Below are 13,133 nucleotides of genomic sequence, written 5' to 3' on the forward strand. Positions count from 1 at the left end.
AGGCGGTTTCCTTTGCCTAGGCAATGGCTCGTTTACTCGGAAAGGGAAGCCCGTGGCACAGAGGGTGCAGGTCATTCTTGAAGACGATCTCGACGGCGGCTCCGCGGACGAGACGGTGATGTTCGCGCTGGACGGCGTTGCCTACGAGATCGACCTGAAGAGCGCCAACGCGGAGAAGCTCCGCGATCTGCTGGCGCCGTACGTGGACAAGGGCCGCAAGCAGAGCGGCCGCATCGCGGGGGCGCGCCGCAGCAGCGGTGCCGGTCGCGGCGCGGGTCGTTCGTCCGCCGCCGGCCCGGACACCGCGAAGATCCGCAGCTGGGCCAAGGAGCAGGGCCTGGAGATCAACGACCGCGGTCGCGTGCCGAGCGACATCAAGGCGAAGTACGACAAGGCGCACGCGTCCTGACCGGTGGCCGTGCGGCCGGGCCCGGGGCGCGCGCCCCGGAGCCGGCCGGGCCCGGTCGGCCGGGGTCGCGCCGCGGTCGTCCGCCCGTTGTCATGGCAGGTGCATGATCGGCCGGTCCGATGACGGGCAGCGGGACGGCACCGGGCTGTGCAACGCTGGAGGAAGCGGAACGGCCCTGCGGGAAGCGTCCGACCGGCGCACCCCCGGGCCCGATCGGCCGACGCCGGACGGTGGAGCCGGCGCCGGACCGTTGATGCGCCGTCACTCCCGCCGCGCCGACCGGCGCTCCGGGGGCCGGACTTCTCGCCAGGCGAACAGCGCCACCGGGGAAACAGCGCGAATCTCACCCCGAGACCGGGTATGAATGCAGGTGGGCGGGGTCGCAGGGCCCCGACCGGGCAGTTCGCGCGGCCGGCCGTCCCCTCAGCCGGAGCCTCTGTTCGCCGATGGCGTAGCGGCCATCAGGTGCATCGGGGCCCTCTGTGGGAACACCGTCTCCCAGCATCAGGTTGGGAATGGTGTCGGCTGGTCGCGCAGCATGATGTCCCCACGCGAGTGGGGTTGTCCGTGGGCCGCGCCGCTGAGCGGGACTAGCATGCGGAAGGACAGGGCGGGGACGGACCCCGAACTGGCCGACCGCTCTGAGGAGCGAAAACGATGTTCGAAAGGTTCACCGACCGCGCGCGGCGGGTTGTCGTCCTGGCTCAGGAAGAAGCCCGGATGCTCAACCACAACTACATCGGCACCGAGCACATCCTCCTGGGTCTGATCCACGAGGGTGAGGGTGTCGCCGCCAAGGCCCTGGAGAGCCTCGGGATCTCGCTCGAGGCGGTCCGGCAGCAGGTCGAGGAGATCATCGGCCAGGGGCAGCAGGCCCCGTCCGGCCACATCCCCTTCACCCCCCGGGCGAAGAAGGTCCTGGAGCTGTCGCTCCGCGAGGCCCTTCAGCTCGGCCACAACTACATCGGCACCGAGCACATCCTGCTCGGCCTGATCCGCGAGGGCGAGGGCGTCGCCGCCCAGGTCCTGGTGAAGCTGGGCGCCGATCTGAACCGGGTCCGGCAGCAGGTCATCCAGCTGCTCTCCGGTTACTCCGGCGGCGGCAAGGAGTCGGCGGGCGCCGGCGGCCCCGCCGAGGGCACTCCCTCCACCTCGCTGGTCCTCGACCAGTTCGGCCGCAACCTGACGCAGGCCGCCCGCGAGGCCAAGCTCGACCCGGTGATCGGGCGCGAGAAGGAGATCGAGCGGGTCATGCAGGTGCTGTCCCGCCGCACCAAGAACAACCCCGTGCTGATCGGCGAGCCCGGCGTCGGCAAGACCGCCGTCGTCGAGGGCCTGGCCCAGGCGATCGTCAAGGGCGAGGTCCCGGAGACCCTCAAGGACAAGCAGCTCTACACCCTGGACCTCGGCGCCCTGGTCGCCGGCTCCCGGTACCGCGGTGACTTCGAGGAGCGCCTGAAGAAGGTGCTCAAGGAGATCCGCACCCGCGGCGACATCATCCTGTTCATCGACGAGCTGCACACCCTGGTCGGTGCGGGCGCCGCCGAGGGCGCGATCGACGCCGCCAGCATCCTCAAGCCGATGCTGGCCCGCGGCGAGCTGCAGACCATCGGTGCCACCACGCTCGACGAGTACCGCAAGCACCTGGAGAAGGACGCCGCGCTGGAGCGCCGCTTCCAGCCGATCCAGGTCGCCGAGCCGTCGCTGCCGCACACCATCGAGATCCTCAAGGGCCTGCGCGACCGGTACGAGGCGCACCACCGCGTCTCGATCACCGACGCCGCCCTGGTCGCCGCCGCCACCCTGGCCGACCGGTACATCTCGGACCGCTTCCTGCCGGACAAGGCGATCGACCTGATCGACGAGGCCGGCTCCCGGATGCGCATCCGCCGGATGACCGCGCCGCCGGACCTGCGCGAGTTCGACGAGAAGATCGCCGAGGTCCGCCGCGAGAAGGAGAGCGCGATCGACGCGCAGGACTTCGAGAAGGCCGCCTCGCTGCGCGACGACGAGAAGCAGCTGCTCACCGCGAAGGCCAAGCGGGAGAAGGAGTGGAAGGCCGGCGACATGGACGTCGTCGCCGAGGTGGACGAGGAGCTCATCGCCGAGGTCCTGGCCACCGCCACCGGCATCCCGGTCTTCAAGCTGACCGAGGAGGAGTCCTCCCGCCTGCTGCGCATGGAGGACGAGCTGCACAAGCGCGTCATCGGCCAGAAGGACGCCATCAAGGCGCTCTCCCAGGCCATCCGGCGCACCCGTGCGGGCCTCAAGGACCCGAAGCGCCCCGGCGGCTCGTTCATCTTCGCCGGTCCGTCCGGTGTCGGTAAGACGGAGCTGTCCAAGACGCTGGCGGAGTTCCTCTTCGGCGACGAGGACGCGCTGATCGCACTCGACATGTCGGAGTTCTCGGAGAAGCACACGGTCTCCCGGCTGTTCGGCTCCCCGCCCGGCTACGTGGGCTACGAGGAGGGCGGCCAGCTGACCGAGAAGGTGCGCCGCAAGCCCTTCTCCGTCGTCCTCTTCGACGAGGTGGAGAAGGCCCACCCGGACATCTTCAACTCGCTGCTGCAGATCCTGGAGGACGGCCGCCTGACCGACTCCCAGGGCCGCGTGGTCGACTTCAAGAACACGGTCATCATCATGACCACCAACCTCGGCACCCGGGACATCTCCAAGGGCTTCAACCTGGGCTTCGCGGCCACGGGTGACGCCCAGAGCGGGTACGAGCGGATGAAGGCCAAGGTCAGCGAGGAGCTCAAGCAGCACTTCCGGCCGGAGTTCCTGAACCGCGTCGACGACATCGTGGTCTTCCACCAGCTGTCCGAGGACGACATCATCCAGATCGTCGACCTCATGATCGCCAAGGTGGACCAGCGTCTGAAGGACCGCGACATGGGTCTCGAACTCAGCGTCGAGGCCAAGAAGCTGCTGGCGAAGAAGGGCTACGACCCGATCCTGGGCGCCCGTCCGCTGCGCCGGACGATCCAGCGCGAGATCGAGGACCACCTGTCCGAGAAGATCCTCTTCGGCGAGCTGCGCGCCGGCCACATCGTGGTCGTCGGCACCGAGGGCGAGGGCAAGGAAGCGAAGTTCACCTTCCGCGGCGAGGAGAAGTCCCCGGTGGCCGACACCCCGGCGGCCGCGGTCTCGACCTCCGGACCGGACCTGACCAAGTAACCGGTCGTACGTAAAAGGACTCGGCCCCGACGGAACGTCGGGGCCGAGTCCTTTTCAGTTTTAAAACTGTTTAGACATCCATAACCTGTGATTTCGCCCCGCCGGAGCCTCCGGCGGGGCGTCGTGCCGCTCGTGCGGGTGCGATGGATGCCCCAACTGCGGGCCCCGCTTTACTCTTGACTGCCCATCAGTTGATCACGGCTGCCGGAGGATAGCGTTGTGATCATGCATGGTCAAGGTCTTTCTTTTTGACCTGGGCTTGGATCAAATGTCGTCCACCTGTCTTTCATTGGTTCGCCGGCGGGCCAAGAGCCGAGCCGGCAAGGGGAGGACGTCACCACGTTGAAGATATCCAAGAGGGCCGCTGCGGCCACTGCTGCCATCGCGGTCACGGCCGCGCTCGGCACGGGCCTGCTGCCCGGGACGGCCACCGCCGCCACGCCGGCCCCTGTCTCGCACGACCCTGCCGATGCGCAGGCGCTCAAGGTCGACCACGACCTGCCGGGCCCGCTGACCGCCAAGGTCGAGGCCGAGCAGAAGGCCGCCACCGAGCAGCTCCTGGCGGGCACCGCCAAGGTCGAGAAGCACGGCAGCAGCACCTCCGTGAAGCTGGGCCGCGACAAGTACGTCGAGCTGGCCCGTGAGCGCACGGACAAGATCTTCACCATCCTCGTCGACTTCGGCGACCAGGTGGACAACACCACCACCACCCCGGACGGCAAGGTCAAGTACGGCGGCCAGCCCGGCCCGGCGCACAACATGATCGCCCAGCCCGACCGGTCGAAGGACAACTCGACCGCCTGGCAGGCCGATTACAACCAGGCGCACTACCAGGACATGTACTTCTCCAAGACCGGCGACTCGCTGAAGACCTTCTACGAGAAGCAGTCCTCGGGCCGCTACTCGGTCGACGGCCAGGTCACCGACTGGGTGAAGGTGCCGTGGAACGAGGCCCGTTACGGCTCGGACTACTGCGGCCAGCACGTCTGCAACAACGCGCAGGACCTGATCCGCGACGGCATCAACGCCTGGGTCGCCGACCAGAAGGCCAAGGGCCAGACGGACGAGCAGATCAAGGCCACCATCGCGCAGTACGACCAGTGGGACCGGTACGACTACGACCACGACGGCAACTTCAACGAGCCCGACGGTTACATCGACCACTTCCAGATCGTGCACGCCGGTGAGGACCAGTCCGCCGGCGGCGGCGTCCAGGGCACCGACGCGCTCTGGGCCCACCGCAGCTACGTCTACGGCGCCCAGGCCGGCAAGACCGGCCCGGACAACAACAAGCTCGGTGGCACCCCGGTCGGCACCAGCGGCCTCTGGGTCGGCGACTACACCATGCAGCCCGAGAACGGCGGCCTCGGTGTCTTCGCCCACGAGTACGGCCACGACCTCGGTCTGCCGGACCTGTACGACACCACGGGCAAGGACGACAACTCGGTCGGCTTCTGGTCGCTGATGTCCTCCGGTTCCTGGCTGGGCGACGGCAAGTCGTCGATCGGCGACAAGCCGGGCGACCTCGACGCCTGGAGCAAGCTGCAGCTCGGCTGGCTGAACTACGACAAGGCCAGCGCCAACAAGCTGTCCTTCCACTGGACCGGTCCGGCGGAGTACAACAGCAAGCGCCCGCAGGCCGTCGTGGTCGACCTTCCGAACAAGACGGTCACCACCGAGATCAACACCCCGTTCGCGGGTGCGAACGAGTGGTGGAGCGGCAGCGCGGACGACCTGAACGTCTCGCTGGTGCGTGATGTCGACCTGACCGGCAAGACCTCGGCGACGCTGACCGCCAAGGCCTGGTACGACATCGAGCAGGACTACGACTACGGCTACGCCGAGGTCTCCACCGACGGCGGCGCCCACTGGACGGCCATCGACGGCACCTTCAACGGCACCCCGCTGCAGAAGGACGGCGCCGACGCGCCGGGCCTCACCGGCAACTCGGGCGGCAAGTGGGGCGACCTGTCCTACTCGCTGAACGCCTACGCCGGCAAGGCCGTCAAGGTCCGCTTCCACTACACCACCGACGGCGGCCTGCACATGAAGGGCCTCGCGCTGGACAACATCGCGGTCAACGCCGACGGTGCCGCGCTGTTCAGCGACGACGCGGAGCAGGGTGACAACGGCTGGACCGCCACCGGCTTCTCGCGGATCACGGGCAAGTTCTCCAAGGAGTACGCCCAGCACTACATCGTCGAGAACCGTCAGTACGTGTCCTACGACACCACGCTGAAGACCGGTCCGTACGTGTTCGGTTCCGCGGCCCGCCCGGACTGGGTGGACCACTACCAGAACCAGAACGGCATCCTGATCTGGCTGTGGGACACCTCGCAGTCCGACAACAACGTGACCGACCACCCGGGCTCCGGCCTGATCCTGCCGGTCGACTCGCACCCGACCCCGATCTCCTGGGCCGACGGCACCCTGATGCGCCCGCGCATCCAGGGTTACGACTCGCCCTTCGGGTTCGAGCGCACCGACGGCCTGCAGCTGCACCGTGCCGACGTGCTCACCAAGATCCCGAGCGCGGCCGGCGTCACCACCTTCAACGACCACACCAAGAAGTACTGGGACGAGAAGACCCCGTACTCCAGCGTGAAGGTGCCGGACACCCACACCGCGATCGACGTGCTGTGGAACAGCTCCAACAAGCTGGAGACCATCCTGATGGTCCGCCCGTCCTTCTGATCGGCACCCTCGGGTACTGACAGTTGACACTGCGTCGGCCCGGTTCCTCCGGCGGGAGGAACCGGGCCGACGTGCGTTCCGGCCCGTGGCGTCAGAGCAGTGCCAGCAGGGCCGCCATCGCCTTGCCCACGTCCTCGGACGTCCACTCCAGGGCGGCGGCGCCCACCGTCACCTCGGTCATCGCGAGGCCGGGCGCCCCCGGCTCGTCCCAGTAGTGGAACAGCGCGATGCCCTGCTCCTCCGCGAGCCGCAGGGTGGCCTCGGTGAGGGCGTCCGCGGTGTGCGGCAGCCAGAGCCGGAACTGGTGGGTGTGCGGCGGCAACGGGTCGATCCGGGCGCCGGGCACCTCGGCCAGGGCCGCGGCGACCGTCCTGGCGTGCGCCACGTACCGCGGCAGGCGCGGGAGTTCGCGCTCCAGCCCGACGAGCGCGGAGAGCGCCGCGGGCCACTGCTGGAAGAGCTTCCCGCCGTACCGGTGCTGCCACACCCGGGCCTCCCGGGCGAAGGCCTCGCCACCGGCCAGCAGGGCGCCGCTGAGGCCGCCCAGCGACTTGTAGCAGGAGACGTACACCGAGTCCGCCAGCGCGGCGATCTCCGGCAGCGGGTGCCCGAGGTGGACGGTGGACTCCCAGAGCCGGGCGCCGTCGAGGTGCACCCGGGCGCCGAGTTCGCGGGCGGCGGCGACCGTCTCCACCAGCTGCTCCCAGGCGGGCAGCACGAACCCGGCGTCGCGCAGCGGGAGTTCCACCATCAGGGTGCCGAACCGCTCCTCACAGGTGCGGAGTTCGGCGGGGGTGGGCAGCCGCGGTGCGGTGGTCGGCCAGACGGCGTGCAGGCCGGTGAGCCGGGTGAGGGCCCGCCGCTCGTGCAGCTCCGGGTGGGCGAGCGGGTGCATCGCCACCATCGGGCTGCCGGTGCGCTCCGCCCAGTACCGCAGGGCCACCTGCTGCGCCATGGTGCCGGTCGGGAAGTAGACGGCGGCCTCCCGGCCCAGCAGGGCCGCCACCCGCCGCTCCAGGGCGCGGACCACCCCGTCCCCGTACACGTCGGGCCGCTCGTCAAGGTCGTGGACCCCTTCCGCTTCGGCGGCGAGCGACGCCATCCGCTCGCGCAGGCTGACCGGTCGGCTGCCCGAGAGCAGCCGGCCGCAGGACCGGAATGCGGCGTACCGCCGCTGCTGGAGTTCCTCGTTCACGGTCAGATCTTCGCCCGGACTCGTGCCCGCCGTCCCGGTCGGCGCGACCGGTCGGCACGAGAACGACGGAAATGTGCCCGTACCGCTCCACCCACGACCCCTCGGGACCGTGCGTGACCGCCCGGACGCGCGGCCGGCGCGGGCCGTGAGGGGCGTCACGATTGGCGGCCGCGGGGCGGGGTACCGCGGGTGGCAGTGGTCACAGGGCAGGGGCCCGGTACGAACGCGGGTAGTAGCGGGCGGGGCCGGTACGGCCGGGCGGGACGGGCCGGTCGCCGAAGGCCCGGTGTCCAGCACGACGGACCGTCGTAGGTCACACCGTTTGGGTACGTCCGGCCGAGCGACTACACCGGAGTGGTCCCCGCCAGGGAGCCGTGCGGCTCCGCTGCGCACCGCCCCCTTCCGCGAGGTCCAGCCACCATGCCTTCGTTCTCCGACGCCACCCGTCGCATCGTCCGCACGGCCTCCGCCGGCACCGCCGCGGCCCTGCTCAACGCCCGTTCGCTGTCCGCCCGCGCCCTGAACGGCGGGCTGCCGGGCACCTCGGCGGGCTCGCTCTCGGGTGTCCGGGCGGCGGCCTCGCCGGTGCTGGGGAACCGGGCGAAGGTGGCCTCGGGCGGCGTCGCCGCGCTGGCGCTGGGCGCCCTGCTGCTGCCGGGCCACGCCGCGGCGCAGACGACCGTCCACCCGACGGTGCCGGGCAGCTCGGTGTTCACCGCGTCCGCCGCGCCGCAGCAGGAGAACCGGGTCGTGCAGGTGGCCGCGCCGAGCACCTACAAGCAGCCGCGCTCGGTCTCCTCGCAGGACTCCGTCGCGGTGGCGCACAACCTCGCCCAGCCGCCGGCCGAGCAGCCCCAGCCCGCCGCCCAGCCGCAGCAGCAGGCGCAGCCCGCCCAGCAGGCCCAGCCGCAGCAGCAGGCGCAGCCCGCCCAGCAGGCCCAGCCGCAGCAGCAGGCGCAGCCGGCCCAGCCCGCCCCGGCGCCGGCCCCGGCGCAGCCCTCCTGGTCCTCCCCCGCGCCCGGCGCGCCGACCAGCAACCCGTACCACAAGACCAACCACAGCTACGCGGCTGGCTTCCACACCGGTGTGGACTTCGCCGTCCGCCCGGGCACCCCGCTGGTCTCGGTGGGCGACGCCACCGTGGTATCGGCCGGATGGGCCGGCGCGTACGGCAACCAGGTCGTGCTGAAGCTGTCGGACGGCCACTTCGCCCAGTACGCGCACATGTCGAAGCTCGGCGTGCACGCGGGCCAGAAGGTGCACGCCGGTGACCGGGTCGGCCTGTCCGGCAACACCGGCAACTCGACCGGCCCGCACCTGCACTTCGAGATCCGCACCGCGAACCAGTACGGCGCGGTGATCGACCCGATCAAGTACCTCTCGGCGCACGGCGCGACGAACTTCTGATCGCACCCCTCGCGGGAGGACCGGCCGCCGGGGCCGCCGTCAGGAGGCGGCCGCCCCGGCGGCCGCCGTTTCGCCGGCCGAGATGCCGGACGCTATCTCCAGGGCGAGTTCGACGGCCGCCGCCATCGCCTCCGGGAGGGTGGCCGGCGGGGCCTCGGCGCAGGCCTCGGCGTGCTCGCCGGGCTCGCCGTGGTCCTGCTTGAGCAGGAAGAACGCCGAGTTGATCGAGAAGAGCGCCACGGTGGCGCGCAGCCGCTCCCGGAAGGTCGCGCCCGGGCCCTGGATGAGCCCGATCATCGCCAGCATCCGGTCCTTGAACTCGGAGCCGGCCGCGGAGTCCCGCAGGGCGGGCTGGTTCTCGTGGAAGAAGCGGAGCAGCGGAGCGCGGTCGGCCATGCCGGCGGCGAAGCGCCGGACCAGCTCGTCGCGGACCTCCGGCGACCAGGGCCGGTCGCGGCCCCAGGCGATCGCCTCGTCTATCGGCGCGGCCATGGACTCGACGATGCCGTGGACGATGTCGTCCTTGGTCTTGAAGTGGTAGTACAGCGCGGCCTTGGTGACGCCGAGGCGGTCGGCGATCTCGCGCAGCGAGGTCTTCTCGTACCCCTGTGAGGCGAAGAGTTCCAGGGCCACCTCGATGATGCGCGCTCGGGTGTCGCTGCGGGGGCTCTGGGTCGTACTCATCGCTGGGTGGCCTGCCTCGTGGCTGCGGTGGGTGGCGGTGGCGCTCCGGCTCCGGCGCGCCTCCAGGGTCCATTCTCCCTGTCCGGGGGCGGTCCGCCGAAACCGGCTTGACGTCCGGCTGGGGGACAACTTACCGTGCGACCCGACCGATAACTAGCCGGTCGACAAGTAAGTAAGCCGCGGACCACGCGGCCGAGCCGCTCCCGGGGAGATTCTCGATGTCACACCAGCAGGTAGAAAAAGCTGCGGACGGCCCCGCAGCCGACGCCGCGGGGGCGGTCGACGCCCTCCCCCGCTCGCCGCGCGAGATCCGGTTGGTGATGATCGGCCTCGTCGTCGCGATGCTGCTCGCCATGCTCGACAACCTGATCGTCGGCACCGCGATGCCGACCATCGTCGGTGAGCTCGGCGGCGCCGAGCACCTGTCGTGGGTGGTCACCGCCTACACGCTGGCGACCGCGGCCTCGACCCCCGTCTGGGGCAAGCTCGGCGACATGTTCGGCCGCAAGGGCACCTTCGTCCTGTCGATCGCGATCTTCCTGGCGGGTTCGGCGCTCTCCGGCCTGTCCGGCTCGATGGGCCAGCTGATCGCCTTCCGCGCCGTGCAGGGCCTCGGCGCCGGCGGTCTGATGGTCGGCGTGATGTCGATCATGGGTGCGCTCGTCCCGCCGCGCGACCGCGGCAAGTACCAGGGCATGTTCGCCGCGGTGATGGCGCTCGCCACCATCGGCGGCCCCCTGATCGGCGGCTTCATCACCGACCACCTGAGCTGGCGCTGGACGTTCTATATCAACCTGCCGCTCGGCGTGCTCGCGCTGGCCTTCATCGTGATCACCCTGAAGCTGCCCACCGTCCGCTCCACCGCCCGGATCGACTACCTGGGCGCGCTGCTGCTGACCGTCGGCATCACCTCGCTCGTCCTGGTCACCACCTGGGGCGGCTCGGAGTACGCCTGGGGCTCCAAGCAGATCCTGGGCCTCGGCGCGCTCGGCGTCGCCTCGCTGATCGGCTTCTGTTACGTGGAGCAGCGGGTCGAGGAGCCGATGCTGCCGCTGACGCTCTTCAAGAACCGCAACTTCGCCCTGGTCTCGGTGATCGGCTTCATCGTCGGTTTCGCGATGTTCGGCGCGGTGACCTTCCTGCCGCTCTACCAGCAGACGGTGCAGGGCGCCTCGGCGACCAACTCCGGCCTGCTGCTGATGCCGATGATGTTCGGCATGCTGGTGATCTCGCTGGTGGTCGGCCAGGCCATCACCAAGACCGGCAAGTACCGGATCTACCCGATCATCGGCACCGCGGTGATGGCGGGCGGCTCGCTGCTGCTCTCCACCCTCGGCACCGAGACCAGCCGGTTCACCTCGGCCTGCTGGATGGTCGTGCTGGGCGCCGGCATGGGCTTCCTGATGCAGGTGACCATGCTGGTCGCGCAGAACAGCGTCGAGCTCAAGGACATGGGCGTGGCCTCCTCCACCGCCACGCTGTTCCGCACCATCGGCGGTTCGATCGGTGTGGCGCTCTTCGGTGCGCTCTTCACCCACCAGGTCACCGCGACCATGAAGGAGCGGCTCGGCGGCGCCGGCGGCGCGAAGAGCGCCAACCTCGGCCAGATGGGCCCCGAGGCGCTGCGCAAGCTGCCCGCGCCCGTCCAGGACGCCTACCACCACGCCGTCGCCAACGGCATGCACACGGTGTTCCTCTGGGGTGCCGTGATCAGCCTGGTCGCGGTCGCCGCGGCGGTCTTCCTGCGCGAGGTGCCGCTGCGCAGCGGCGCGGCGCAGAAGCCGGAGACGCAGCTCGAAGCGGTCTGATCCCCGCACGACGACGGGGCCCGCCCGGCACGTGCCGGGCGGGCCCCGTCGTCGTGCGGGGATCAGACCGCTTCGAGCTGCGTCTCCGGCTTCTGCGCCGCGCCGCTGCGCAGCGGCACCTCGCGCAGGAAGACCGCCGCGGCGACCGCGACCAGGCTGATCACGGCACCCCAGAGGAACACCGTGTGCATGCCGTTGGCGACGGCGTGGTGGTAGGCGTCCTGGACGGGCGCGGGCAGCTTGCGCAGCGCCTCGGGGCCCATCTGGCCGAGGTTGGCGCTCTTCGCGCCGCCGGCGCCGCCGAGCCGCTCCTTCATGGTCGCGGTGACCTGGTGGGTGAAGAGCGCACCGAAGAGCGCCACACCGATCGAACCGCCGATGGTGCGGAACAGCGTGGCGGTGGAGGAGGCCACGCCCATGTCCTTGAGCTCGACGCTGTTCTGCGCGACCAGCATGGTCACCTGCATCAGGAAGCCCATGCCGGCGCCCAGCACGACCATCCAGCAGGCCGAGGTGAACCGGCTGGTCTCGGTGCCGAGGGTGGAGAGCAGCAGCGAGCCGCCCGCCATCACCGCGGTGCCGATGATCGGGTAGATCCGGTACTTGCCGGTCTTGGTGATGGCCTGGCCGACCACCAGCGAGATCACCAGCATGCCGAACATCATCGGCATCAGCAGCAGGCCGGAGTTGGTCGCCGAGGCGCCCTGCACCGTCTGCTGGTAGAGCGGCAGGAAGGTCACCGCGCCGAACATCGCGAAACCGACGATGAAGCCGATCACCGAGACCAGGGCGAAGTTGCGGTTCTTGAAGAGCGTCAGCGGCAGCATCGGCTCCTCGACCCGCTGCTCCACGTAACAGAAGCCGATCAGCGAGGCGACGCCGAGCGCGCCGAGGCCCAGGATCTGCTTGGAGCCCCAGGCGTACTCCGAGCCGCCCCAGGTGGTGACCAGGACGAGCGAGGTGATGCCGACGGTCAGCAGCAGCGCGCCCAGGTAGTCGATCCGGGCGGTGGAGCGGACGGTGGGCAGCTTCAGGGTGATCACGATGAAGGCCAGCGCGAGCACGCCGAGCGGCAGGTTGATATAGAACGTCCAGCGCCAGCTCAGGTGGTCGGTGATGAAGCCGCCGATCAGGGGGCCGCCGATGGTGGCGAGCGCCATCACCGCGGCGAACATGCCCTGGTACTTGCCGCGGTCGCGCGGCGGGACGAGCGCACCCATGATCGACATCACGCCGACCATCAGACCGCCGGCGCCGAGGCCCTGCACGGCGCGGAAGGCGATCAGCTGGCCCATCGAGCCGGACAGGCCGGAGAGCGCCGAACCCGCCAGGAAGATCGCGATCGACAGGACGAAGGTGCCCTTGCGGCCGAACATGTCGCCGAGCTTGCCCCAGACGGGGGTCGAGGCCGCGGTCGCCAGCGTGTAGGCGGTGACCACCCACGACAGGTGCTCGGCGCCGCCGAGCTCACCGACGATGGTCGGCATCGCGGTGCCGACGATCAGGTTGTCGAGCATGGCGAGCAGCATCGCGACGACGAGGCCGATCATCACCAACCGGATCTCGCGCGGCGAGCGGGGGAGGGCGTCGACCGCCCCCGCGGCGTCGGCTGCGGGGCCGTCCGCAGCTTTTTCTACCTGCTGGTGTGACATCGAGAATCTCCCCGGGAGCGGCTCGGCCGCGTGGTCCGCGGCTTACTTACTTGTCGACCGGCTAGTTATCGGTCGGGTCGCACGGTAAGTTGTCCCCCAGCCGGACG

General features: G+C 70.1%; 8 protein-coding genes. 5 read left to right on the plus strand and 3 right to left on the minus strand.

The window, feature by feature from the left end:
- Positions 1-52: 52 nt before the first annotated feature.
- The 3 genes from ABD353_RS21560 to ABD353_RS21570 all read left to right on the plus strand — a co-directional run bounded on the left by ABD353_RS21560 (position 53) and on the right by ABD353_RS21570 (position 6,280).
- Positions 53-409, plus strand: a complete 357-nt coding sequence (locus ABD353_RS21560; protein WP_344625297.1) for a histone-like nucleoid-structuring protein Lsr2 — start codon at positions 53-55, stop codon at positions 407-409.
- A 657-nt stretch (positions 410-1,066) separates the two neighbouring features.
- Complete coding sequence (locus ABD353_RS21565; protein ID WP_344625298.1) at positions 1,067-3,586, plus strand: ATP-dependent Clp protease ATP-binding subunit; 2,520 nt, start codon at positions 1,067-1,069, stop codon at positions 3,584-3,586.
- A 342-nt stretch (positions 3,587-3,928) separates the two neighbouring features.
- On the plus strand, positions 3,929-6,280 hold the full coding sequence (locus ABD353_RS21570; protein ID WP_344625299.1) for an immune inhibitor A domain-containing protein: 2,352 nt from the start codon (positions 3,929-3,931) through the stop codon (positions 6,278-6,280).
- 91 nt (positions 6,281-6,371) lie between these two features.
- Here ABD353_RS21570 and ABD353_RS21575 read toward each other — a convergent pair whose 3' ends face one another.
- Positions 6,372-7,481: a threonine aldolase family protein gene (locus ABD353_RS21575; RefSeq protein WP_344625306.1), complete on the minus strand. Its 1,110-nt coding sequence runs from the start codon at positions 7,479-7,481 to the stop codon at positions 6,372-6,374.
- A 414-nt stretch (positions 7,482-7,895) separates the two neighbouring features.
- On the opposite strand from ABD353_RS21575, the gene ABD353_RS21580 reads away from it, so the two are divergent.
- Entirely contained in the window at positions 7,896-8,882 is a 987-nt protein-coding gene (locus ABD353_RS21580; RefSeq protein ID WP_344625300.1) for a M23 family metallopeptidase, read from the plus strand.
- A 39-nt stretch (positions 8,883-8,921) separates the two neighbouring features.
- Here ABD353_RS21580 and ABD353_RS21585 read toward each other — a convergent pair whose 3' ends face one another.
- Complete coding sequence (locus ABD353_RS21585) at positions 8,922-9,566, minus strand: TetR/AcrR family transcriptional regulator (RefSeq protein WP_344625301.1); 645 nt, start codon at positions 9,564-9,566, stop codon at positions 8,922-8,924.
- Between the two features lie 218 nt (positions 9,567-9,784).
- Between ABD353_RS21585 and ABD353_RS21590 the strand changes: the two genes are divergently transcribed.
- A complete protein-coding gene (locus ABD353_RS21590) occupies positions 9,785-11,374 on the plus strand; it encodes an MDR family MFS transporter (protein ID WP_344625302.1) in 1,590 nt (529 codons plus the stop codon).
- Positions 11,375-11,436: 62 nt separating this feature from the next.
- Here the strand turns inward: ABD353_RS21590 and ABD353_RS21595 are convergent, their stop codons facing one another.
- Positions 11,437-13,026, minus strand: coding sequence for an MDR family MFS transporter (locus ABD353_RS21595; protein WP_344625302.1), 1,590 nt, complete (start codon positions 13,024-13,026; stop codon positions 11,437-11,439).
- Between the last annotated feature and the right edge of the window lie 107 nt (positions 13,027-13,133).

It is taken from the genome of Kitasatospora arboriphila, from assembly GCF_039528095.1.
In the GTDB taxonomy this organism is placed as follows: domain Bacteria; phylum Actinomycetota; class Actinomycetes; order Streptomycetales; family Streptomycetaceae; genus Kitasatospora; species Kitasatospora arboriphila.